Source organism: Pseudomonas sp. DWRC2-2, assembly GCF_049897885.1.
Lineage (GTDB): Bacteria > Pseudomonadota > Gammaproteobacteria > Pseudomonadales > Pseudomonadaceae > Aquipseudomonas > Aquipseudomonas azotoformans_A.
The window spans coordinates 992,732-1,017,081 of sequence record NZ_JAFCXD010000001.1; the positions used below are offsets into that span (position 1 = coordinate 992,732).

At 59.8% G+C, this 24,350-nt stretch carries 22 protein-coding genes; 3 read left to right on the forward strand and 19 right to left on the reverse strand.

Annotated elements, in window-relative coordinates:
* Positions 1 to 11 precede the first annotated feature (11 nt).
* The 18 genes from fliE to ACP7EW_RS04935 form a co-directional block, all read right to left on the reverse strand.
* Positions 12 to 341: a flagellar hook-basal body complex protein FliE gene (gene fliE / locus ACP7EW_RS04850; RefSeq protein ID WP_426215656.1), complete on the reverse strand. Its 330-nt coding sequence runs from the start codon at positions 339 to 341 to the stop codon at positions 12 to 14.
* Between the two features lie 131 nt (positions 342 to 472).
* Positions 473 to 1,849 (reverse strand): sigma-54-dependent transcriptional regulator, encoded by a 1,377-nt coding sequence (locus ACP7EW_RS04855; RefSeq protein ID WP_061449188.1) that lies wholly within the window; start codon positions 1,847 to 1,849, stop codon positions 473 to 475.
* A 2-nt stretch (positions 1,850 to 1,851) separates the two neighbouring features.
* Positions 1,852 to 3,063 (reverse strand): sensor histidine kinase, encoded by a 1,212-nt coding sequence (locus ACP7EW_RS04860; RefSeq protein WP_426216388.1) that lies wholly within the window; start codon positions 3,061 to 3,063, stop codon positions 1,852 to 1,854.
* A gap of 110 nt (positions 3,064 to 3,173) precedes the next feature.
* Positions 3,174 to 4,649 (reverse strand): sigma-54 dependent transcriptional regulator, encoded by a 1,476-nt coding sequence (locus ACP7EW_RS04865; protein WP_033900748.1) that lies wholly within the window; start codon positions 4,647 to 4,649, stop codon positions 3,174 to 3,176.
* Positions 4,650 to 4,818: 169 nt separating this feature from the next.
* Complete coding sequence (fliT, locus tag ACP7EW_RS04870) at positions 4,819 to 5,115, reverse strand: flagellar protein FliT (RefSeq protein WP_028617332.1); 297 nt, start codon at positions 5,113 to 5,115, stop codon at positions 4,819 to 4,821.
* A 41-nt stretch (positions 5,116 to 5,156) separates the two neighbouring features.
* Complete coding sequence (fliS, locus tag ACP7EW_RS04875) at positions 5,157 to 5,558, reverse strand: flagellar export chaperone FliS (RefSeq protein WP_269131565.1); 402 nt, start codon at positions 5,556 to 5,558, stop codon at positions 5,157 to 5,159.
* Between the two features lie 140 nt (positions 5,559 to 5,698).
* Entirely contained in the window at positions 5,699 to 7,090 is a 1,392-nt protein-coding gene (fliD, locus tag ACP7EW_RS04880; protein ID WP_426215659.1) for a flagellar filament capping protein FliD, read from the reverse strand.
* Between the two features lie 80 nt (positions 7,091 to 7,170).
* Positions 7,171 to 7,521 carry a flagellar protein FlaG gene (locus tag ACP7EW_RS04885; RefSeq protein WP_177074164.1) on the reverse strand — a complete coding sequence of 117 codons (351 nt, stop codon included), beginning with the start codon at positions 7,519 to 7,521 and terminating at the stop codon, positions 7,171 to 7,173.
* Between the two features lie 74 nt (positions 7,522 to 7,595).
* On the reverse strand, positions 7,596 to 9,068 hold the full coding sequence (locus tag ACP7EW_RS04890) for a flagellin (protein ID WP_426215661.1): 1,473 nt from the start codon (positions 9,066 to 9,068) through the stop codon (positions 7,596 to 7,598).
* Between the two features lie 264 nt (positions 9,069 to 9,332).
* Entirely contained in the window at positions 9,333 to 10,262 is a 930-nt protein-coding gene (locus ACP7EW_RS04895; RefSeq protein ID WP_311893323.1) for a ketoacyl-ACP synthase III, read from the reverse strand.
* A gap of 275 nt (positions 10,263 to 10,537) precedes the next feature.
* Positions 10,538 to 12,160, reverse strand: coding sequence for a flagellar hook-associated protein 3 (locus ACP7EW_RS04900; RefSeq protein WP_426215663.1), 1,623 nt, complete (start codon positions 12,158 to 12,160; stop codon positions 10,538 to 10,540).
* Between the two features lie 14 nt (positions 12,161 to 12,174).
* The gene (gene flgK / locus ACP7EW_RS04905) at positions 12,175 to 14,223 is read right to left on the reverse strand and encodes a flagellar hook-associated protein FlgK (RefSeq protein ID WP_038847731.1); all 2,049 of its coding nucleotides are present in this window, start codon (positions 14,221 to 14,223) and stop codon (positions 12,175 to 12,177) included.
* Positions 14,224 to 14,233: 10 nt separating this feature from the next.
* Positions 14,234 to 15,505, reverse strand: a complete 1,272-nt coding sequence (gene flgJ, locus ACP7EW_RS04910; RefSeq protein ID WP_426215666.1) for a flagellar assembly peptidoglycan hydrolase FlgJ — start codon at positions 15,503 to 15,505, stop codon at positions 14,234 to 14,236.
* Positions 15,506 to 15,509: 4 nt separating this feature from the next.
* The gene (locus ACP7EW_RS04915; protein ID WP_033901075.1) at positions 15,510 to 16,598 is read right to left on the reverse strand and encodes a flagellar basal body P-ring protein FlgI; all 1,089 of its coding nucleotides are present in this window, start codon (positions 16,596 to 16,598) and stop codon (positions 15,510 to 15,512) included.
* A gap of 27 nt (positions 16,599 to 16,625) precedes the next feature.
* Positions 16,626 to 17,321: a flagellar basal body L-ring protein FlgH gene (flgH, locus tag ACP7EW_RS04920; protein ID WP_033900737.1), complete on the reverse strand. Its 696-nt coding sequence runs from the start codon at positions 17,319 to 17,321 to the stop codon at positions 16,626 to 16,628.
* A gap of 53 nt (positions 17,322 to 17,374) precedes the next feature.
* Entirely contained in the window at positions 17,375 to 18,160 is a 786-nt protein-coding gene (flgG, locus tag ACP7EW_RS04925; protein WP_005790105.1) for a flagellar basal-body rod protein FlgG, read from the reverse strand.
* A 62-nt stretch (positions 18,161 to 18,222) separates the two neighbouring features.
* The gene (locus ACP7EW_RS04930; RefSeq protein WP_038847726.1) at positions 18,223 to 18,963 is read right to left on the reverse strand and encodes a flagellar basal body rod protein FlgF; all 741 of its coding nucleotides are present in this window, start codon (positions 18,961 to 18,963) and stop codon (positions 18,223 to 18,225) included.
* 191 nt (positions 18,964 to 19,154) lie between these two features.
* A complete protein-coding gene (locus tag ACP7EW_RS04935; RefSeq protein WP_426215668.1) occupies positions 19,155 to 20,717 on the reverse strand; it encodes a sigma-54-dependent transcriptional regulator in 1,563 nt (520 codons plus the stop codon).
* Positions 20,718 to 20,974: 257 nt separating this feature from the next.
* Here ACP7EW_RS04935 and phhA point away from each other — a divergent pair, with 257 nt between their 5' ends.
* From phhA to ACP7EW_RS04950, 3 genes are all read left to right on the forward strand, one after another.
* Positions 20,975 to 21,766, forward strand: a complete 792-nt coding sequence (gene phhA / locus ACP7EW_RS04940) for a phenylalanine 4-monooxygenase (protein WP_177074159.1) — start codon at positions 20,975 to 20,977, stop codon at positions 21,764 to 21,766.
* 97 nt (positions 21,767 to 21,863) lie between these two features.
* Positions 21,864 to 22,220, forward strand: coding sequence for a 4a-hydroxytetrahydrobiopterin dehydratase (locus ACP7EW_RS04945; protein WP_016976549.1), 357 nt, complete (start codon positions 21,864 to 21,866; stop codon positions 22,218 to 22,220).
* The gene (locus ACP7EW_RS04950) at positions 22,220 to 23,413 is read left to right on the forward strand and encodes an amino acid aminotransferase (RefSeq protein ID WP_314529021.1); all 1,194 of its coding nucleotides are present in this window, start codon (positions 22,220 to 22,222) and stop codon (positions 23,411 to 23,413) included. The genes ACP7EW_RS04945 and ACP7EW_RS04950 overlap by 1 nt, the downstream gene beginning before the upstream one ends.
* Before the next feature lie 126 nt (positions 23,414 to 23,539).
* On the opposite strand, the gene ACP7EW_RS04955 is transcribed toward ACP7EW_RS04950, so the two are convergent.
* Positions 23,540 to 24,349: a UDP-2,3-diacylglucosamine diphosphatase gene (locus ACP7EW_RS04955; RefSeq protein WP_061449193.1), complete on the reverse strand. Its 810-nt coding sequence runs from the start codon at positions 24,347 to 24,349 to the stop codon at positions 23,540 to 23,542.
* Position 24,350 lies beyond the last annotated feature (1 nt).

Here is a 24,350-nt window from a genome sequence, read left to right on the forward strand (position 1 = left end):
AAATCTCGTCCTTAAACCGGCATCTGCATGATGTCTTGGTAGGCCTGAACCAGCTTGTTACGCACTTGGGTCAGGGCCTGGAAGGAAACGCTGGCTTTTTGCGAGGCGACCATCACATCGGTGAGGTCCACGCCGCTTTTGCCGATTTCAAAGGCGTTAGCCAACTGGCTGGAGGCTTGCTGGGTGTCACTGACTTTGTTGATGGCCTGGCCGAGCATATCGGCGAAGCTGCTTTGGCCCAATTCCGGCGCTGGCACGACGGATTTCGGTTGAGCCATGGCATCCATTTGCATGGAGCGCATATCCAACATCAACCGATTGAACTCAATACCCTGGCTCATGAACTTCTCTCTCCGACAACCCGCATGTTTTTTGACGCTACGCCGCAATTACTAGGGAGGTAGCAACAAGGGTGCCAGCTCTGTACCAACTCGTAAGAAAAGGCGACAAACCTTGTCGACCTTGTTACCGGTTATGTGGCGAATAGATACGCTTCCACATCCATCCCGGCGTCGCGCATCTGCGCCAGCTTGTAGCGCAGGGTGCGCGGGCTTATCCCTAAGCGCTCAGCAGCCTCTTTGCGACGGCCGCGCTCGGAGCGCAGGGTGTCGATGATCATCTGGAATTCACGGCGACGCAGGTCGTCGCCCAGGGCGCCAGCGGTCTCGGTTTCGACCACCACGGGCGCCGGCGCCAGGGTCGGCAGTGGCGCGACACCACTGCCCATGGCCAGGCAGAAATCCTGGGGCTGGATCAACCCGCCCTGTTGCAGGATCAACGCGCGCTGGATCGCGTTATCCAGTTCACGCACGTTGCCCGGCCATGGATAGGCGATCAGGCAGGCTTGGGCCTCGGCCGACAGGCGCGCCTGGGCATGCTTCATTTTTTTGACGTGGTTGTTCAGCAGGCGCTCGGCCAGCGGAATGATGTCTGCCGGGCGTTCGCGCAACGGGCGCCAGGCCAGCGGGAACACCGAGAGCCGGTAGAACAGGTCTTCACGGAAACGCCCCGCCGCCACTTCGCCCGCCAGGTCGCGGTTGGTGGTGGCGACTACACGGATATCCAGCTGGATCGGCTTACGCGCGCCGACGCGCTCAACCTCACGCTCCTGCAGCACCCGCAGCAACTTGGCTTGCAGGCCCAGGGGCATTTCCGAAATCTCATCGAGCAGGATGGTGCCGCCGTCGGCCTGTTCGAACTTGCCTGCCTGGGCTGCGATGGCGCCGGTGAACGAACCCTTTTCGTGACCGAACAGCGTCGCCTCGAGCATGTTGTCAGGGATCGCCGCGCAGTTGATCGCGATAAACGGCTGCTTGGCGCGGGTCGATTGCTGGTGGATGTAACGTGCCAGCACCTCTTTGCCCGTGCCGGACTCGCCGGAAATCAACACAGTGGAATCGCTGCGCGCCACGCGGGCCGCCAGCTCCAACAATTGTGCACTGGCCGGCTCAAAGGCAATCGGGCCTTCGCCTTCACTGGCCGAGATCACGCCCAGGGCATGCCGCGCGACCAGTTCGATCAGGGCTTTAGGTTCGAAGGGTTTGACCAGGTAATCCGCCGCGCCCTGGCGCATGGCGTCGACCGCCCGCTCGACGGCGCCGTGGGCGGTCATCAGCAACACCGGCAATTGCGGCTGACGTGCGCGCAACAGACCGAGCAATTGGTGACCGTCCATGCCGGGCATGTTCACATCACTGACCACCAGGCTGAAGGACTCCTGCTCGACCGCCTCCAAGGCGTCCTCGGCAGAACCGACCGCCCGGTAGTCATGGCCCGCCAACAGCAGCGTGTCAGCCAATGCTTCACGCAGGGCGCGATCGTCTTCCACCAACAGAACCTTGATAGCCATAACTACTCCGCGCTTGCCGCGCTGGAAAACAGCGGCAAGGTCATCAATGCACAGGTGCCACGCCCAATGCGGGAATGCAGTTGCAATTCTCCCTGATGGGCACGTGCCACTGCTTTGACCACGGTCAGGCCCAGGCCCGTACCGTTGGTCTTGGTGGTGAAAAACGGTTCGCCCAGGCGCTGCAACACGGTGGGCTCGATACCACTGCCGCTGTCGCTGATGCACAGGCGCAGGTTTTGCCCACGGTTGTACAGGTGCACCTTGAGCCGCGCGCCGGGGCCGCTGGCCTGGGTGGCGTTTTCGATCAGGTTGAGCAGCGAACCCACCAGCGTGTCGCGGTTGCACAGCAACTCACCGAGATGGCTGTCGCACTGCCAGCGCACCTGGACGTCCTGGATATGGGTGGCGGCGGCCGCTTGCAGGGCCTGCATCAACGCGGACGGCGTGATGCGGTCGGTGAGCGGCAATTCGCCACGGGCAAACACCAGCATGTCGCGCACCTGGTGCTCCAACTCATGCAGACGCTCCTTGAGGCGACCGGCAAACCGTTGATGGGTGGCGGCGGGCAATTGCTCATCAGTCAAATGACTGGCGTAGATCAAGGCAGCCGACAGCGGCGTGCGGATCTGATGCGCCAAAGAAGCGACCATGCGCCCCAGGGAAGACAAACGCTCATGCCGGGCCAACTGGTCTTGCAGGTGACGGGTTTCAGTCAGGTCGTTGAGCAGCACCAGCTGACCCGGCTCCGCGTCCAAGGAACGGGTGGCGATGGACAAGCGGCGGCCGTCTTTCAGGGAAATTTCGTGACCGTCATCTTCCCGCGGCGCAAAGCAGCGGGTGATGACATGCCGCCACAGCTCGCCTTCCAGCGGCAGCCCAAGCATGTCGCAGGCAGCCGGGTTGGCTTCGCGCACACGGCCTTCTTCGTCGATGACGATCACACCGCCGGGCAGCAGTGACAGCAGGTTTTGCAGACGGTTGGCCAGGCGCTCTTTCTCGGCCAGTTCTTCCATGCGCTGTGCGCTGACCACCGCCAACTCGCCTTTAAGCTCGGACACCCGGGCTTCAAGCAGGCTGTAGGAATCGGTCAATTGGCTGGACATCTGGTTGAACAGCGAAAAGGCCTGTTCCAGGCCCTGGCGACTTTGCTGTTCTACAGAAGGAACCAGCCCCGCAATCGCAGGACTGGAAGAGTGTTGGGCGGCGTGGGGCATCATGCTCTCTCGCTTGGCTGACCGTCAGTTAAACGGAACGTTGCGAGGGCTGTAGCAATACTTGTGCCGAAAAAAAACCGCTGATAAATCAGCGGCTTGAAAAACAGGCGTCAATCATCCGCCTGTTCATCACCTTCTTTGCGGCTCATACCGTACTTGCGCATCTTCTCCACCAGGGTGGTTCGACGGATGCGCAGGCGCTCGGCGGCACGGGCGACGATGCCGTTGGCGTCGTCCAGGGCCTGTTGAATCAGGCCTTGTTCCAGATTGCCGAGGTAGTCCTTCAAGTCCAGGCCTTCGGGCGGCAGCATGGCAGTGGAACCGAAGTCCGGGGTATGGCCGTTGATGGCTACCCGTTCTTCCATGTCGCTGCGCAGGCTGTCGACCAGCTGCTCGTCTTCATCGTCGACGTAGCGGAATTTCTTCGGCAACTCGACCACGCCGATCACGCCGTAGGGGTGCATGATCGCCATGCGCTCCACCAGGTTGGCCAGCTCGCGGACGTTGCCCGGCCAGCCGTGGCGACACAGGGACATGATCGCGGCAGAGTTGAAACGGATAGAGCCGCGCTTTTCGTGCTCCATGCGCGAGATCAGTTCGTTCATCAGCAGCGGGATGTCTTCCACGCGCTCGCGCAGCGGGGCCATCTCGATCGGGAATACGTTGAGGCGGTAGTACAGGTCTTCGCGGAAGCTGCCGACCTCGATCATGCTTTCGAGGTTCTTGTGGGTGGCCGCGATGATGCGCACGTCGACGCTCTGGGTCTTGTTGCTGCCCACGCGCTCGAAGGTGCGTTCCTGCAGTACACGCAGCAGCTTGACCTGCATCGGCAGCGGCATGTCGCCGATTTCGTCAAGGAACAGCGTGCCACCGTTGGCCAACTCGAAACGCCCGGCACGGCTGGTGATCGCACCGGTAAAGGCGCCCTTCTCGTGGCCGAACAGTTCGCTTTCAAGCAGCTCTGCCGGGATCGCCCCGCAGTTGACCGGCACAAATGGCCCGTCGCGGCGCTTGGAGTGGTAATGCAGGTTGCGCGCGACCACTTCCTTGCCGGTGCCGGACTCGCCGAGGATCAGCACGCTGGCGTCGGTGTCGGCCACCTGCTGCATCATCTGGCGCACATGCTGGATGGCACGGCTAGTGCCGACCAGACTGCGGAACAGGTTGGGTTCGCGATGGCGACCGCGCTCGCGGGCCTGGTCGTACATCTCGCGGTAGACCTGGGCACGGTGCAGGGAGTCGAGCAATTTGCTGTAGCTGGGGGGCATTTCCAGGGTGGAAAGTACCCGGCGGCGCTGGTCTTCAGGCAGGTCGACGGAAGAAATATCGCCCATTAGCAACACGGGAAGGAACTCATCCCAGGTTGACAGTGTCTTTAACAAGCCCAAAACAGCGCCAGGAGCGTTTACCGTCCCGATCAGCACACAAATGACTTCACGGCTCGATGACAATGAGCTGACCGCCTGCTGCCAATCATGGCTGCCGCAGGGCAAATTTTCTTCGCCAAGAAAATTCAAAATCACCGCTAAATCGCGGCGGCGGACGCTATCGTCATCAATCAGCAGAATTTTGGTTTCACGCCACATGCAATAGCAACTTCCCTAGTAAAACTTCCTGCCCAGGAATGCGGGCAATCGAGACGTTTGTAAGATTAATTACTTACTAGACGTCTGAAATCTGAAAACAGCACTAGTTAAGTCAAAAATGCTGGCACAGTCAAATATATGACGCACCGATCGGACCAACTGACGCTTTTCAGCCGAACAGATGGTAAACCTTTGACGCATTTTTCGCTTGGTTGATCTGCGACATCTCTTCAAAAATCGCTTGGCGTTCGCCAGTCGTCACCTCAAGCAACTGCTGATAAACCGCCAGCAGGCTCTCAAGCTTTTCGCGCAACGCATCCTCATCGACCGGCGCTTCACTAAGCACCTGCTCGATGACGTCGCGACAGCCCATGTCCAGTTCGCCAATGGCGTCCCAGTTACGGTCCGCCAGCGCGCCCATCAGCGCCTCACGGGTTTCATCAATGCGTTGCAATGCTTGACTCATGACGTATTCCTCAAGGCCTTCAGGCCTTTTTCTGCTGCGCCTTATTCGGTGACAGCCGGCGCTGCGATGGCATCCCAGCCCTCTTTTACGGTAATCAGCAAACGCGCCACTTCGTCGATCATGTCGGCATCGTTGTGCAGGTTTGCTTCCATCAGACGGTTGGTCATGTACGCGTACAGACTTTCCAACTGCTGGACGTAAGCCGGGTTATCACTCTTTTCAGCATCCAAGCCGTCACGCAGGCCGATGACGATATCGATCGCCTTGCCGAGCATCAGGCCCTTGGTCGCGATGTCGCCGCGCGCCAACGCGCCTTTGGCCTGGGCCATGCGGTCGAGGCCGCCTTCCATCAGCATCTGCACCAGACGATGAGGGCTGGCTTCGGAGATCTGAGCATGGGAATTGACCTTCTGGTATTGGCGAAGGGCTCTCATGGGATTCATGTTTCTACCTCGTGACAGGCGACAGCGAAAAGGGTTTCAGTAACCAATATGTCGACTGGGTCGCAAAAAGCTTTAGCGCCAGTCGTCCTCCGATACAAAAAGGCCAGGCAGGTTGCCTGGCCTTTTGCATTCACCTGGAATCAATTATTGGTCTTAGGGTTGTTCAAGGCGTTGAGCGTGGTCATGACGCTGGTGCTTTGCTGGCGCAGTTGGGCCACCAGGGTGTCCATGGCGTTGTATTTGTCGGACAGGCTTTTGGTCAGCAGGTCCATGCGCTCGTTCAGGGTTTCCTGCTGCTTGGACAGATCTTTCAGGCTGTCAGACAGCGAGGTGGAACGTGTGGCTAGAACGCCCGTGGTTGCCTTGGCGAAGTCATCGGTCGCGCTTTTCATGCGCGCCAGCATGCCGTCTTTGCCGGTGAACATGCTGTTGATGTCGGCACCGTTGGTTTTAACCGCCGCATCCCACTTTTTGTCATCAATTGTCAGCAGACCGGTGGTGGAGCTGGTGCTGATACCAAATTGAGCCAACGACTTGAATTGACCGGTCCCGGACAGCTCGTTGAACTCATTCCGAATCGCGGCCTGCAGCGAGCGCATGGTCGAGTCGCCCGTCAGGGCTGCCGGCGTGGTGCTGCCGTCCAGGTTCTTGGTGACCTTGGTTTCGGCATTCATGGCCGTTATCAGCGCGTTGTAGGAATCCAGGAAACCCTTGACCCCGGACTTGAGCGCCGCATTGTTGGTGCTGACGGTGATCAAGGTCGCGTTTTTGTCGCCAGTCGTGCCGGTTTTGAAGGTGGAAACCGCCACCAGCTTGATGTTCACACCACTGAGCGCGCCCTCGATATTGTTGGTCTTGGAGACCGACGCAACACCATCAATGCTGTACTCCGCATCCTTGGGATAATCGACAACAGTGGAACCCACGTCCAGCCCCGATGTACCCGAAAGCGTGAGGTCCGAGCCGGTGCCCATGGTGGTCGAGGTCAGGATCAGGCGAGAACCATTGGAGTCAGTCTGAATGTTGGCACTCAACCCCGAGGTACCAAACTGGGTATTGATCGAATCCCGCACCTGCTGCAAGGTCGCGCCGGGCGGCACGCTGACATCGTAGGCCTTACCGGACTGAGTGATGGTCAACGTAGTCGCTTTGTCTGTGGAGTTGACCACGGTCGAGGTGCCGCTGGCGAAGTTTTTGCTCGACAACTTCGACGCCTGGGCCAACTGGTCGACGATCAATCGAAAACTACCGTTCGAGGCCGTATTGCTGGCCGTCATGGTCGCGGTCTTTTCATCCGAGGACGAACCGGTCAAACCGGTGAAACTGCTGTCCTTGGTCATGGCGTCCAGCGCACCACGGAACGCATCCAGCGCTGCTTGAATCTTGCCGATCGAAGACAGCGTGGTGGTCGCCTTCTGGGACGCGGTATTGATCTGTGTCTGCTTGGGCACCTTTTCGGCGTCCACCAAGGACTTCACGATCGCTTGCGTATCGATGTTCGAACCGATACCACTTACCGTTGAACCCGCCATCATCTATCTCCTGTTCGGTGGCTGCCGTTATCTTGACTTATTACGCCTCAAGACCTGACAGCAACAAGTTTCATGCCAGCTCACGCCTTGTCGTCAAACAACACGTTGCTTGCGCTGGAAAGGCTTTGTGCCAGTTTCAATGCGGTTTCCGACGGAATCTGGCGAATCACTTCACCATTGTCGGTATTGATGACCTTGACCACCACACGGTGGGTGGAATCATCAATGGAAAAATCCAGGCTGCGCTGCGCAGCTTGTACGAATTCGCGAATATCAGTGACTGCTTTTTCCAGGTCCGCGCGCTCAGGCTGCTTGCCAATGGCGGGTGTTTCCTGGACGTTGTTGATGCTTTTGTCGGCAGTTACCGGTGCTGGTGCGCTTTGAGGTGCAACCGGCGGATAAGACTGGTTCAGCTTTACACTCATGTCCATGTCCAATCTCCTCTAAACCGAAAAAACGGAAGGGCACGTAGACGCGCCCTTCCGTTAGTTACCAAGCGCCGGGATTACTGAAGCAGCTTCAGTACAGCGGATGGCAGCTGGTTAGCCTGCGACAGGATCGCGGTGGAAGCCGACTGCAGGGTTTGTTGCTTGGTCAGCTCGGCGGTTTCGGAAGCGAAGTCGACGTCCTGAACGGTGGAACGTGCAGCAGTGGAGTTCTTCTGAATGTTCTGCAGGTTGTCTGCAGTGGTAGTCAGACGGTTCTGGGTAGCACCCAGGCCCGAACGTACGCTGTCGATGGTGCCGATGGCTTTGTCGATAACCGACAGAGCGTTTTGAGCCATGTCAGCGCTTGTGACGTCTGTGTTGGCGATAGTGGTTTTGGCGGAAGCAGCAGTTGTGGCGGCAGCAGCACCGAACAGGCCGCCAACACCGTCACCGGACAAGGAGTAGCCCTTGGAGGAGTCCAGCGATACCTGGCCAGTGGCGATCATCACGTCAGTTTCCAGCAAAGCGGTGCCTGCACCGGTAGGAAAACCGCCAGCACCATCTTTGGATTTGATTGTAACAGCGGCTGCACCGGCGGCGTTGCCTGTAACAGCACCGAATACGACGTTCTCACCGGTATCGGACTTGATCGAAAGCGTCTTCTTGGATTCGTCGAAGTTGACGCTGATGCCCAGCTTGGCGGCGTTGGATTTCAGCTGATCAGCCAAACCAGCCTGGCTGGTTACACCGGTCATGGTGACTTTCTGACCACCAATGGTGAGGTCAAAGGTCGCGCCAGCAGCAGGGGTGGCACCGGTAAACGCGGCAGCGTTAACTTCGAGTTGGACTTCAGTGCTTGCTGTGGCAGTCAAACCACCAATGGCACCGTTCAACTTGCTTGCGATAGATTGTGCCGACGCTCCGACCGGTACGGCGATCGCATCGCTCACCTGGCCGTTACCGGTCACGGTGATAGTGCCAGCAGCGCTACCGATACCTGCGGTAGTCGGAGTGATCGCAACGCTCTTGATCTGCTGCGAACCAATGTTGTTGGCTGCAACGTTTTCCAGGCTCAGGTTGATGGTTTCGTTGGCGTTGGCGCCAACCTGGATAGCTTTGGTACCGTACGAACCGTCCAGCAGCTTCTGGCCACCGAAAGTAGTGGTTTGCGAGATACGGGTCAGTTCCGAAGTCAGAGCCTGGTATTCGTCGTTGTTCGACTTACGGTCGTCAGCGCTGAGGGAGCCAGTAGCGGAAGACAGAGCCAGGGTACGCATTTTTTGCAAGATGTCGGTCGAAGCCTGCATCGCGCCTTCAGCGGTCTGAGCGATGGAGATACCGTCGTTCACGTTTTTGACTGCTTGGCCCAGGCCGTTGATTTGGCTGGTCAGGCGGTTGGCGATCTGCAGGCCGGCAGCGTCGTCTTTAGCGCTGTTGATACGCAGGCCGGAAGACAGGCGCTGCATGGAAGTGGCCAGGGCGCCGCCAGCTTTGTTCAGGTTGCCCTGAGTAGTGATCGAAGCAATGTTGGTGTTTACTGTTAAAGCCATGACGAAATCCTCGTTGGATGGATACTGCGGCTTCCGGCCCTGGCAACCGCCGGGTGTGGCCTGAGAACCTACGTAATAGTTATCGTCGTGGTGGCCGGTTGCTTGAGGATTTTTTTTGATTTTTTTACTGGCGCCGTGCCACCCTTTGCAATTCAAGGGTTTAGGTGGGTGCGAAACCCCGCTTTCACGGGGTTTTCTGGCGCCAAATAAAAAACGCCGAGAGTCTTTCGACCCTCGGCGTTTTTTATGGAAGCTATCAAGGCATCAAGGGCGATAGAGAATCGCCGAACCCCACGACAGGCCCACACCAAAACCGCTGATGGCGACGCGCTTCCAGGCGGCGTCCATCACGTGCTTTTCCAGCAGCAGCGGAATACTCGACGACACCGTATTACCGGTCTCGACCATATCCTTGATGAACTTGTCCACGGGCGCATCTTCAAAGCGACGCGCCACGGCGTCGACAATCGCCGCACTGCCCTGGTGGATGCAGAACGCGTCAATCTCGTCTGCCTTCAGGTCCGACTCATTGAGCAGCTCATGCAAATGCGCCGGCACTTTGAGCAGTGCGAAGTTGAACACCTGACGACCGTTCATGAAGAACACGCCATCGCTGACCTTCAGGTGCGGCGCACCGGAACCGTCGGTGCCGAACTTCGACTTGCCCAGCAACCACGGCGCGTCTTCGCCCATCCAGGTGGCCGTTGCAGCATCGCCAAACAGCATGGTGGTGTTGCGATCTTCCGGGTCGACAATCTTCGAATACGGATCGGCGGTGATCAACAGGCCGTTTTTCAGGCCGGCGGCTTCCATGAAGCCCTTCATCGCGTAGATGCCGTAGACATAACCGGAGCAACCCAGGGAGATATCAAAGGCCGCCACGTGGGTCGGCAGGCCGAGTTTGTCCTGGACGATGGCCGCCGTGTGCGGCAAGCCCTCTTCATCGCCATTCTGGGTGACGACGATCAGCGCGTCGATCGACTCGCGTTTCAAATCCGGGTTGTTGGCAAACAAAGCGTTGACCGCCTCGACACACAGATCGGAGGTTTCCTGCGCGGCTTCCTTGCGCGGCAGGAACGCCGAACCGATCTTGCCAATGATGAATTCTTCATCCTTGGCGAATTTGGCACCCTGGGCGTAGTTATCGATCCCGTCCGCCGGCACGTAACTGGCGATGCTTTTTATGCCAATCATTGTGGCTTCCCAATACTAAATAGCTGGAGAACACCCCTGGGCCACGCCCGGAGTGCTGACAATAAAGGGGATAACCCCATAAAAATCCCGCTGAAAGCCGCCTCGCAAGGACCCTGTGACGACTTATCCTTTTCACACGATACAGTGAAGATGCGCTTTATGACTCACAGGTCACTCAATTTTGTGTGCTTTGTGCAAAACCTTCAAACAATTAAATCCCAGAAACGACAACGGCCCGCCCTGTTTCCAGAGCGGGCCGCTTGACGTAAAGGTACTTACATCTTGTTGAACAGGCTCAACTGCGAGATTTTCACGAAGGCCAACTGCGACGCTTCCAGCATGGTTTGCTGCAGGGTCAGGTTAATCGCCGCTTCCCCCATGTCGATGTTCGCCAGGGCGCTCATTGTGGATTTGTTGGCCAGGCCGACACTTTCGTTTTCGCTGGACTGCACGGTGAGCGCATTCTGCCGCGCACCGATGGAGCCGCGCACGTTGTCCACCTGGTCCGCCGAGCTGGTCAGGTTGCTGACAGCCGCGTTGAGTGCATCCTGCAGCTTCACCCGTGCGCCTGGAATACCATCGGCCGGTTGTTCCAGGGCCTTGCGCAATTGGCTCAAGGTGTCGAGGGCACTCTGGGTCTTCTGGGTGCTGGCGCCCACCGCGAACTGATCGCCCACATTAGGCGCGCCGCTCAGGCCAAAGGTCACACCGGCCACTGTGATCGAGCTCGGCGTGGTGGTGGTGTCGATGACGCCCGAATCAATCGGCTTGCTGTTGGCGTTGTAGGGCTGTGCAAACACCTGGAAGGCCGACGAGTCAGTGTCGCTGAACTTGACCAGCACACCGCTGTTGGCCGGGAAGGTGCTGGCATATTTAGCGGGATTACTGACCGTGGCATTGGTCAACTGCGTCGACGAGGTGTTACTTGCGGTACGGGAGACGTTAAAGGTGTCCGGCTTGGCGGCCAGGGTGAACTCGCGACCTTTGACCATGGCATCGGCATCAGGGCCGGTGGCCTTGTCGGTCAGGTCGACGGTGATGTCGAACTTGACCCCGCGCACGTTGATACTGGCACTGCCTTCCTTGGTGGAGTCGAACGTGCCATTACCCGGGAGCTGCGAGGTAATGTCGTTGTTGTCCTTGTCAGTCACCACGTACTGGGTGCTGCTGGTGAAGGTCACCTTGTACGGCTGGCCGTCGGCGAACGACTTGTTGTAGTCGACGCTCGATGTCACCAGACCGGCCGAAATGGCGACTTTATGGTCATCCACTTGCGACGGTGTGGTTGCCGGTGGCACGGGCGCAGGCGTGGTGTACTTGGATTGGGTGCGGCTGTTGTTGGCCGCCCCTTCCAGAATAGTCTTGCCGGTGTCGCCCGTGCGCACGGTCAAGGTCTCGGACACCTGCAGGCTCAACTCATTTTCGTCGCCCTGATAGTTGTAGGTGCCGTCGATGTTGCGCGAGTACGGCGGCGTATCGGTCTTGGAGCCGGAGAACAGATAGTTGCCCGCCGCATCCTTGCTGTTGAGCAAGCCCAGCAGTTGGTCTTCAAGGGCACCCACTTCGACCGAGATGGATTTGCGGTCGGCATCACTGGTCACGCCACCGGCCTTCAACGCCAATTGGCTGGCGGCCTGGATCGTTGCATTGATCGCCGTCAGCACGCTTTCTTCGTTGGTCAGCGAGCTGTTGATGTTGGAGATATTGCCGCTGAACTGCGCCAGCATGTCTTTCTGCTGCTGCAGCATCAGCAAACGCTGCGCCGCCACCGGGTCATCCCCAGCGGTTTGCACACGCACGCCGGAACTCGCCTGCTGCTGAGCCTGCACCACGCCGGAATAGTTATTCTGGTACTTGGCGGCACTGGTGTCGAAATACTGCTGTGTAGAAATGCGCATCGTCCCAGACTCCCTTAAAGACTATTGATCAGCGTGCTGAAAGTTTCTTGCGCAGCCTTGATGATCTGCGACGACGCTGTGTAGTACTGCTGGAACTTGATCATGTCGCCCGCTTCCTCATCCAGGTTGACCTGGGACACGGAGTTGCGCGCATTTTTGTTGGCCGTCAGCAACGCGTTGGTGGCGGTTGTGTCCGTGGTGGCCGCTGCAGCCTTGGCGCCGACCGTGGACACCAACTTGCTGTTGGCGCCAACCAGGCTGGTGCCGCCGCTGCCATCGGCGGCAACACCCACCGTTGCCTTGGTTTGCAGGTTCAGCAGCTCCTGCGCGTTGCGGTTATCGGACTTGCCGCTGGCGTTGAACGAAAAGGTGGTGCTGTCGCCATCGGTCGGCGAGCCGGCCACCGAGGTGTCAAAGCTGAAGCTCTTGGCCGGCACCACCAGGGCGCCGCTGGCATCGCGCATTGGCACGTTGATGCTGATTTTGTTGGACTGCCCCGGAATGATGGTGCCGGTGCCGATCGGATCGCCCTTGGCGTCGTTGATCGTGTAACTCTGGGTGCCGTCGGCGGCGGGCTTGCCAAATACCATCTTCACCGGCATCGAGTTTTCAATGCCGATGCGCAGTTGCGCGGTATTGGCGCCGCCCTGAAGATCCAGCGGCACGGTCAGGGTTGGCGGCGTGAAGCTACCGGTGCCCTGGTTGGTTTTGCTGGCCTCGCCTTTGAGCGGTGCGGCAAAGGCAATCTTGCTCGGGTCGGTGAGGACTGTGCCGATATCCTTCGCGCCGCTGGCGGTCGGACTGACCTTGAAGCTGTCACCGGCCGACATCGGGCCGTTTTTAAGCTCAAGTGTGAAGCCGTCGATCACCGAAGGCGGTGTGGCGGAAATATCAAAGGTGCCCATGGCTTTGCCATCGGAGCGCTGCACCGTCACTTTGTTGGGGTCGCCCGGATCGCTGAAGGTGACCTTGTAGTCATAGTTGGTCAGCTTGCTGGTGTCCTTGATCGTCACACCCAGGCTGCCGGCGCCTTGGTTGCCTTGACCGGCCACACTGCGCAAAGCGACCGCCGCCGCGCTGTTGATGTCCTTGAACATCGACGCGCCGAACTCACCGTTGAGGTCGATGCCCTGCCCCAATTGGCTGTTGATCGTATCGGCGGTGACGATGGCGATGCGACCCAAGTCGTTGATGGCCGGCATCAACACGTCACTGCGATAGCGCATCAGGCCGCCGATGCTGCCACCACTGATCACATTGCCGATGTCGACGGCCGTGTTACCCGGCATGTTCATCTGTATGGTGTACTGGCTCGGATCATCTTTGCCGGGCACCGCAGAAATCGAGTTGGACTGATCGCCCAGCACCAGGGATTGACCCGTGCCGGTGCTGACACTGAACACACCGTTTTTCTCGCTGGCGGTCACGCCGATCAGCTCATTGAGCGAGCGCACCGCCTCGGCACGCGCATCCAGCAGGTTGGCCGGCGTGGTATTCGACGCGCCCTGAACCTGGTTGATCTGCTTGTTGAGGGACGCAATCGACGAGGTCAGTTGGTTGACCTGGTCAGCCATGGAGGTCAGCTGGCTGTTGATGGTTTCTTTCTGCTGGCTCAACTGGTTGGAGATCGAGTTGAAGCGATTGCTCAAGGTCTGGGCGCTGGTGAGCAGAATCTGACGTGCCGACGTGTCGCTCGGGTTGGCCGAGGCGGTCTGAGCCGCGGCGAAGAAGGCGCTGAGCACAGACGACATGCCGGTGGTCTTGTCCGACAGCGTCTTGTCGACGGCGCTGACTTGGTCCAGATACGCCTTGGCATCGCTGTTGAGCGAGGTGCTGTTCTGATACGCCGCGTCGAGAAACTCGTTATACACCCGGCGCACATCGGCCAGGGTGGTGCCACTGCCGATGAACACACCACCGAATTGGTTCGCCGCGTTGGCGTTCTGGGTAGTCTGCTGCCGTGAGTAACCCGCTGTGTTGGCGTTGGCAATGTTGTTACTCAAGACCGACAACGATCCTTGAGCGGAATTGAGCCCTGACATCCCGATACTGAGCAAACTCATGGTTCAGACCTTATAAATGTGTGGTTGCGCCAGCGGCAGCGTAATTCTGGTAACTGTCCATCGTTTTGGCGATCTGCGAAATCTTGCTGGCATAGGCCGGGTCGGTTGCGTAACCGGCTTTTTGCAACTCGCGTACAAACTGTTCCGGGTTGTCGGCCGACTTCACAACTTCTTTATAGCGATCATTGCTTTGCAGCAACGTCACCAGGTCATGGAAGCTGTCCTGGTAAGAGTCGTAGGAACGGAACTGCGCCGTTTCCTTGACCATCGCGCCATCGCGGAACTCACTGGTGATTGCGCGAGCCTGGCCGCCCTGCCAACTCTGGCCGGCCTTGATGCCGAACAGGTTGTGACTGCTGCTGCCGTCTTCGGCGCGCATCACCGATTTACCCCAACCGGTTTCCAGAGCGGCCTGGGCCACCAGGTACTTCGGATCGACACCAATCCGCGCGGCGGCCGCCTTGGCCATCGGCAACATGGTGGCGACAAATTCATCCTGCGAACTGAAGGCTTTCTTCGCCGGCGCCAACGGTGGCTGGGCCACGGCGCGGCCGTAGACCTGCATGCGCCCGCTCGGCACGGCGAAGGTACGCGCCGCACTGTTGACGACGTTATCGTCAGCGGCGCTGTTGCGCAGTGGCGCGGCCTTGGCTTCGCCGGTCACCTGGGTGCTCGGCACGATGCCAGCCAACAGGCGATCGGTCAGCTTGCTCGGCAAGGCGATGCGCCGCTGGTTCATCAATTCCATGTCATTGCTGTGGGCCGCCGGGGCGCCCGCCTGTGGCTCAGCCACGCGGTAAGCCCACAGGGGTCGCTGGCCGTTGGAGCGGCCCAACGGGCCTTCGGCCTGGGTGCCCGCCGCGATCTCTGTCGGCACATCCACTTTTTTCGCAGGCTCCGCAGCCGCTGGGCCTTGCAGGGTGGCGGCCTGGGCCTCCACCGGTTTGTTCTTCTGCATCTGGCGCATCAGCACGTCGGCCAAGCCGATACCACCGCCTTCGCGGGACATCGAGACCGCCAGTTGCTGGTCATACATTTCCTGGTACTGCTTGGCGGCCGGCGTGTTCATCGGGTTGTCTTTGCCCAACGCCTCGGTGGCCGAACGCATGGACTTGAGCATCTCGCTCAAGAACAACGATTCGAACTCCTGCGCCACTTTGCGCATGTTGCCTTCGCTGTTCTTGTCGGCACCCACCTTGAGCTGGTTAAGCCGGTTCAAGTCGGAGTAGGACCCCGAATCCGCCGTGCTGCTGATGCCGCTCTTGCGCATATCCATGGCCATGGCCTCAGATCACAATCAGGTCGGCTTGCAAGGCGCCGGCCTGTTTCAATGCTTCGAGGATCGCCATCAAGTCGCCGGGCGCTGCGCCCACCTGGTTCACCGCGCGGACAATCTCATCCAGGGTGGTGCCGGGGCCGAACTTGAACATCGGCTTGGCTTCTTGCTGAGCATTCACACGCGAACGCGGCACCACCGCCGTCTGGCCGTTGGACAACGGACCAGGCTGGCTGACGATCGGGTCTTCGGTGATGGTCACGGTCAGGCTGCCGTGGGTCACCGCAGCGGGCGACACCTTAACGTTCTGACCAATCACGATGGTGCCGGTCCGCGAGTTGATGATGACTTTGGCGACAGCCTGGCCTGGGTCCACTTCTAAGTTTTCCAGGATCGACAGGTAGTCGACGCGCTGGCTTGGGTCCAGCGGCGCGGTCACACGGATGGAGCCGCCGTCGATGGCCTGGGCCACACCTGGGCCGAGCATGTCGTTGATCTTGTCGACCACGCGCTTGGCGGTGGTGAAGTCGGAACGGTTGAGGTTCAAGGTCAGGCTGTTGCCTTGGTTGAAGCCGCTTGGCACGGTGCGTTCAACCGTGGCGCCACCTGGGATCCGACCGGCCGACGGCACGTTGACGGTAATCTTCGAACCGTCACGACCTTCGGCGTCAAACCCGCCCACCACCAGGTTGCCCTGGGCGATGGCGTAGACGTTACCGTCGATACCCTTGAGCGGCGTCATCAGCAAGGTGCCGCCGCGCAGGCTCTTCGAGTTACCGATCGACGACACGGTGATGTCCACTACCTGGCCCGGCTTGGAGAACGCCGGCAAGTCAGCACTGATCGACACCGCCGCGACGTTTTTCAGCTGCACGTTGCCCGACCCTGCCGGCACCTTGATACCGAACTGCGAGAGCATGTTGTTGAAGGTCTGCAGGGTGAACGGGGTCTGGGTGGTCTGGTCACCCGTACCGTTGAGCCCCACTACCAGGCCGTAGCCGATCAACTGGTTGGAACGCACGCCGGAGATGCTGGCGATGTCCTTCAGCCGTTCGGCCTGGGCGACAGCGCTCAAGGAAAGCAGGAGTGCGGCCGCCATCAGCTGTTTGAGTTTCAAAGTGGCCACCTAGAAAGGGAACAGCGGGCTAAGGAAGAAACGGTCGAACCAGCCCGGCTGGCTCGCGTCAGCAAACGAACCCGTACCCGAGTAGGTAATGCGCGCGTCGGCGATTCGCGTCGACGGCACGGTGTTGTCAGTGGAGATGTCATCAGCGCGGACCATGCCGGCAATGCGCACCAGCTCGTCACCGGTATTAAGGGTCATCCACTTTTCACCGCGTACGGCAATGATGCCGTTGGGCAATACATCGGCCACGGTCACCGTGATCGAACCGGTCAGGCTGTTGCCCTGCCCTGCCGCGCTCTTGCCGTTGGTGGCGCGGTCGCCGCTGTAGCCGGCGCTGAGACTGAGGTCACCATCACCGAGCGGGTTATTGGTGTTGGGCACTGCGCCGAACAACGAGGTCAAACCGATGTTGGCCTTGCTGGTCTTGCCGATCTGAGAGTTGGCGTTCTTGCTCGCCTGGGTACGCTCGTTCAGGGTGATGGTGATGATGTCACCGACCCGGAACGCCTTGCGGTCGCTGTACAGGTTCTGTTCGAAACCGGCCTGGTAGATCGAGCCATTGTTGGCGGCCGCCGGCAACGGCGTGCGTGGCAACACCGGCGCGTAGTACGGGTCATTGGGTTTTGGCGTCGGGGCGACACAGCCCGCGAGCACGGCAATCCCACTCAATGCCAGAACAGAAACATAGCGATTCATGACCCTTACCTCACGGTGTTGCAGGCGCCCTCAAGAGCGCCCCATAGACTTGATTACAGATTCTGCGTTACGAACGAAAGCATCTGGTCGGCGGTGGAGATCACCTTGGAGTTCATCTCGTAGGCGCGCTGGGTGGTGATCATGTTGACCATCTCCTCAACGGTGCTCACGTTGGAGGTTTCCAGGGTGCTTTGCAGCGTGGTGCCGAAACCGTTCAGGCCAGGGGTGCCGATTTGCGGCGCGCCGCTGGAGGCGGTTTCCAGGAACAGGTTGTTGCCCATGGCTTGCAGGCCGGCCGGGTTGATGAAGTCGGCGGTCTGCAGGTTGCCGATTACTTGCGACGCGGGGTTGCCGGCCACGGTGATGGACACGGTGCCGTCGTTGCCGACGGTGAAGGTTTTGGCGTCGGCGGGAACGACCACGGCCGGCTCCAGGGCAAAACCGTTGGCGGTGACGATCTGGCCGTTGGAGTCCAGGTGGAAAGTACCGTCACGGGTGTAGGAAGTGGTGCCATCCGGTTGCAGGATCTGGAAGAAACCACGGCCGTTGATGGCCATGTCCAGCGGCTGGCCGGTCTGTTGCAGGTTACCGGCGCTGAAGTTCTTCTGGGTGCCGACGATCTGCACACCGGTACCCAATTGCAGGCCCGACGGCAGTTCGCTGTCCTGGGTCGACTGGGCGCCTGGCTGCTTCTTGATCTGATAGAGCAAGTCCTGGAACTCGGCACGATCACGCTTGAAGCCCGTGGTCGACACGTTGGCCAAGTTGTTGGAAATCGTGGTCAGGTTGGTGTCCTGGGCGGACAGACCGGTTTTGGCAACCCATAGAGCCGGAAGCATGCTGTTCTCCTCTGCGCGCCTGTTTGTTGGCGCTACATCACAAATTAATTAGTAGGCTGCAATCAGCTCATCTGCATGACGCGGGTCATGGCCTGGTCGTCTTCCTTGGCGCTGTTCATCATCTTGATGTGCAGCTCGAACTGCTTGGAAAGCGCCAGCACTGCGGTCATTTCTTCCACCGCATTGACGTTGCTCGCCTGCAGGAAGCCCGAGGTCAGCGTGACCGTCGCGTCAGCCTGGGCCGGCTGGCCATCCTTGGTGTGAATGGTGCCGTCGAGGCCTTTATTCATGTTCTTCAGGTCCGGCTGGACCAGCTTGATGCGGTCCACTTCCGCCATCACGCGCGGGCCTTCACCCATGGCGCGGATGCTAATGGTGCCATCAGCCCCCACTTCGATTTTCTGCTGCGGCGGCACGGCAATCGGACCACCATTGCCCATGATCGGCATGCCGTTGCCGGCGCGCAGCACACCCAATGCGTCGACGTTCATGCTCGCGCTGCGCACGTAGGCTTCGCTGCCGTCCGGGGTCTGCACAGCCATCCAGCCATTGCCGCTGACGGCAACGTCCAGGTCACGGCCCGTCTCGATCATCGCGCCAGGCGTGAAGTCGGTGGCTGGACGCTCGGTCATGGCAAACGCGCGCGCCGGAAAGCTGTCACCGAACACCGGCATCGAACGCGCCTGCTCCAGGTCACGTTGGAAGCCATTGGTGGAAATGTTCGCCAGGTTGTTGGCATGGGCCTTCTGCGCCAGAGCATTCTGGCTGGCACCGGTCATTGCCACATAAAGGTACTTGTCCACGCTCTTTCCTCTTTCTGACGGACGCTTGCCGCCCACCGCTGTACTGATGAGGCTTAAGCAATTTGCGAACCAACTTTTGAAAAGAGGATGAAGTGCAGGAGGGACGGGGGTTTGCCGGCAGGCGTCAAGAAATGACGCCCCCTCGATAGTCGAAAAAACGGCGGACTACTGCCGCCTGCGGCAAGCGCAGGTTACTTGTCGGCCTTGATCACTTCGTAATCGCGCAGCTTATTGGCGATGGTGGTGTGAGACACCCCCAGGCGCTTGCCCAACTGTCGGCTGCTGGGGTGCTCGGCGTACAAGGCTTCCAACACCGCCTTCTCGAATCGACCGACGATCTCTTCCAGGCCGCCCTCCAGGGAAAAATCGCCAAGGGGCTGACGCACGCCATAATCCGGCAGCCGAATATGTTCGGCCTTGACTGTCCCGCCGTCACACAACGACACCGCCTGGAACAGCACGTTTTCCAACTGCCGTACGTTGCCCGGCCAGTGGTAGTGGCTCAGGCGATCCATGGCGGCCGGCGCCAGCTTGGGCAACGGGCAGCCGATCTGGCGACTGGCCTGGTCGAGAAAGTGGTCAACCAGCGGCGCTAGCCCGTCGAGACATTCACGCAGCGGTGGAATATGCAGGGACAGCACGTTGAGACGGTGATAGAGGTCCTGTCGGAATTCGCCACGGGCGCACAGCTCGGACAAGTCCACCTGGGTGGCGCAGATCACCCGCACGTCCAGGTACACCTCTTCATCGCTGCCTACGCGACGGAAGCAGCCGTCCTGCAAAAAGCGCAGCAATTTCACCTGCAAGCGCGCGCTCATCTCCCCGACGCCATCGAGAAACAATGTACCGCCCGCCGTCAGTTCCAACAGTCCCAACTTGCCTTCGGCCCGTGCACCTTCGAACGCGCCAGGGCCGTAGCCGAAGAGCTCGGTCTCGGCCATCGACTCGGGCAGGCCCGCGCAGTTAAGCGCCATCAACGGCGATTGCCCACGCGGGCTGGCCAGGTGACAGGCACGCGCCAACAGCTCTTTGCCGGTGCCGGTTTCGCCTTCTATTAATAGAGGCGCATCCAGCGGCGCCATACGACGGGCTTCGCGCACCACGGCGGCCATGACTTTGGAGCTTTGGAAAATGCTGTCGAAGCCACGCAGTTCCTGCTTGCGCACGTTGTAGATGCGCTCACCGACGCGGTCGGCCCGATGCAGGGTCAGCACGGCGCCGGCCATGGCCTCGCTGTCGTCATGTTCGGAGGATTGCAGCGGCGCGATGTCCGCCAGGAACACGTCACCCTTGACCTTGACCCGCAAGCCGTTGATCCGCGATTTGCTGGCGCGCACCAGTTCCGGCAAATCGAAGTCCTCGGCATACCGCGACAACGGAATGCCTGGCACCTCATCCACCCGCACCCCAAGCAACTGCGCCGCCGCGCGGTTGGCAGCAACGATCGAGCCGCCCATGTCGATGGACAGCACTGGGAACTCCAGCGCGCCGAGCAGTGCATTGAGCTCCATATGCCGTCGCTCGCTGGGCATCAGCCCTACCCTTTTGACGCCGAATACTCCGGCAATCGCCTCGAACTGCGGGCGCAACGCCTGGAACTGCATATTCACCAGGTTCGGGCAAAACAGGTAGATGGCATTGCCATGCTCACCGCCCACCTCGCCCTTGGCGACGTTGACGCCGTATTCCACCAGCAGGTTGAGAATGTCCCGCAGGATGCCGATGCGGTTCTGGCAATGCACTTTGATACGCATGAAGAGGCCCGAAAAGTGGGGAGGCGCCGCGTCTTTTTGTCGCTGGGCGCAGATAGTCGTCAAGATTATGTGACAGCTTGCGGGCTTTTCCCAGCCCAAGCCAGCGGACAGCCTTACAAGCGTAACGAATACTTTACGGAAACTGGTAAGTTTTCCTACTTAAAAGCGTTTTAAACAGATGGAATCTGGCCGCGCACGGGTTATCAATAAGCTCATCGCAGGACATAACAAGAACGAATGCCTAGCAGGAGAGCCGTATGAAGCAGACGCAGTACGTGGCCCGCGAGCCCGATGCGCAAGGTTTTATCCACTACACGCCGGAAGAACATGCGGTGTGGAACACCCTGATCACTCGCCAATTGAAAGTGATCGAGGGGCGCGCCTGCCAGGAATACCTGGACGGCATCGACAAGCTCGGCCTGCCCCATGACCGCATTCCGCAACTGGGCGAAATCAACACGGTGCTGGCCGAGACCACCGGTTGGCAGGTCGCCCGCGTGCCGGCGCTGATCCCCTTCCAGACTTTTTTCGAGTTACTCGCCAACAAGCAGTTTCCTGTGGCGACGTTTATCCGCACCCGCGAAGAACTCGACTATCTGCAAGAACCGGATATTTTTCACGAGATCTTCGGCCACTGCCCATTGCTGACCAACCCCTGGTTCGCCGAATTCACTCACACCTACGGCAAGCTCGGCCTGGCGGCCACCAAGGAGCAACGCGTGTACCTGGCGCGCCTGTATTGGATGACCATCGAATTCGGCCTGGTGGACACGCCCGAAGGTCGACGCATCTACGGTGGCGGCATTCTGTCGTCGCCCAAGGAGACGGTGTACAGCCTGTCGTCCGAGCCCGAGCATCAAGTGTTCGACCCGCTGGAGGCGATGCGCACGCCGTATCGCATCGACATCCTGCAACCGTTGTACTTCGTGCTGCCCGACCTCAAGCGCCTGTTCGAAGTCGCACAGGAGGACATCATGGGCATGGTGGAACGTGGCATGCAGCTGGGTCTGCACGCACCGAAGTTTCCACCCAAGCCCAAGGCGGCTTGAACCTTACATCTTGAGGCCAGGTGAGTCTGTTCCCTGGCCGCGCGTTGCTTTAGGGTAACGCTACTGATCTTCATACCTTCGAATTCAGGACACCCTCATGACCACCTTGAACCAAGCCCACTGCGAAGCCTGCCGTGCCGATGCCCCGCAAGTCAGCGACGAAGAACTGCCGGTGCTGCTCAAGCAGATCCCCGACTGGAACATCGAAGTCCGCGACGGCGTGATGCAACTGGAAAAGGTTTTCCTGTTCAAGAACTTCAAATTCGCCCTGGCCTTCACCAACGCCATGGGTGACATCTCCGAAGCCGAAGGCCATCACCCTGGCCTGCTCACCGAGTGGGGCAAGGTCACCGTGACCTGGTGGAGCCATTCCATCAAAGGCCTACACCGCAACGACTTCATCATGGCCGCGCGCACCGACGAAGTGGCCAAGGACGCCGAGGGCCGCAAGTAATGCATTTCGATGCCATTGGCCGCGTGCCCGGCGACCCGATCCTCGGGCTGATGGACCTGTACGCTCAGGACAGCAACCCGAACAAATTCGACCTGGGCGTGGGCGTCTATAAGGATGACCAGGGCCTGACCCCGATTCCGCACTCGGTGAAGCTGGCCGAGCAGCGCCTGGTGGACACACAAACCACCAAGACCTACATCGGCGGCCACGGCAATGCGGCGTTCGGCAGACTCATCAGCGAGCTGGTGCTCGGCGCGGACTCCGCGCTGATCCGCGAGCGCCGCGCCGGCGCCACCCAGACACCGGGCGGCACCGGGGCCCTGCGCCTGAGCGCCGACTTCATCGCGCACAACCTGCCCGGTCGCGGCGTCTGGTTGAGCAACCCGACCTGGCCGATCCACGAAACCATCTTTGCCAAGGCCGGGATCCCGGTCAGCCATTACCCCTACGTGGGTGCGGACAACCGCCTGGACGTGGCGGCCATGCTGGCGACCCTGTCCAGCGTACCCAAGGGCGACGTGGTGCTGTTGCATGCCTGCTGCCATAACCCGACTGGTTTCGACCTGTCCCAGGACGACTGGCGCCAGGTGCTGCAGATCGTGCGCGAGCGCCAGTTGCTGCCGCTGATCGACTTCGCCTATCAGGGCTTTGGCGATGGTTTGGAGCAGGACGCCTGGGCCGTGCGGTTGTTTGCGGCCGAACTGCCGGAAGTGCTGGTCACCAGTTCCTGCTCGAAGAACTTCGGCCTGTACAGCGACCGTGTCGGCGCCTTGATCGTGTGTGCGGCGGATGCCGAAAAGCTCACGGATGTGCGCAGCCAGTTGGCCAACACGGCGCGCAACCTGTGGTCGACGCCGCCGGACCATGGTGCTGCGGTAGTGGCGACCATCCTGGGGGATGCCGAGCTGAAAAAGCGCTGGAGCGACGAGGTCGAAGCCATGCGCTCACGGATCGCACACCTGCGTTCCGGCTTGGTGGAGGCATTGGCGCCCCACGGTCTGTCGGAGCGGTTTGCGCACATCGGGGCGCAGCGCGGGATGTTTTCCTATACCGGCTTGAGTGCCGAGCAGGTGAAGCAGCTGCGCGAGAAACACAGCGTGTATATGGTGAGTTCGGGGCGGGCCAACGTGGCGGGCATTGATGCGACACGCCTGACTCTGCTGGCGCAAGCCATTGCCGATGTCTCCAACTGAAGAAACCGAATCAAAACTGTGGGAGCGGGCTTGCTCGCGAAAGCGGTGTGTCATCCGACACATCAGGTGACTGACCTACCGCATTCGCGAGCAAGCCCGCTCCCACATTTTCGACCGAGTCAGGCTCTAGCCCGCTACCATCTCTGCTTTCAGCAGTGCCTCTTTCGCCTGCGCATCCGCCAACCGATACAACTCGATGCTCCCATCCCAGTGTTCGATCAACGCCGTGCACGACTCCACCCAATCCCCGCAGTTCAGGTAATCCACCTCGCCCACCTTGCGAATCTCCGCATGGTGGATATGCCCGCAGACCACGCCATGCAACTCGCGCTTGGTCACCTCGTGGGCGATAGCTTCTTCAAAATCACTGATGAAGTTCACCGCCGTCTTGACCTTGTGCTTGAGGTACGCCGACAGCGACCAATAGCCATAACCGTAGCGCGCACGCCAGTGGTTCAGCCAGCGGTTCAGCGTGAGGGTGAACTCGTAGGCCGAGTCACCGAGGAACGCCAGCCAGCGGTGGTAACGGGTGATCACGTCGAACTGATCGCCGTGGATCACCAGCAGATGCCGGCCGTCGGCAGTCACGTGGATTGCTTCGTCGACCAGCTGGATATTGCCCAGGATCAGCTTGGAATAGCGACGCAGGAATTCGTCGTGGTTGCCGGTGACGTAGATCACCTCGGTGCCACGCTTGGCCATGGTCAGCAAGCGGCGGATCACGTTGGTGTGGGCCTGGGGCCAATACATGCCGCCGCGCAGTTTCCAGCCGTCGATGATGTCACCGACCAAGTAGACCTTGTCAGCGTGATAGCCCTTGAGGAACTGCGACAAATGTTCGGCCTGGCAATCCCGGGTGCCCAGGTGCACATCGGAAATCCACAGGGTACGAACCCGTTGCTTGCGGCTGGGCTTGGCGAACTCGGCACTGGTCATG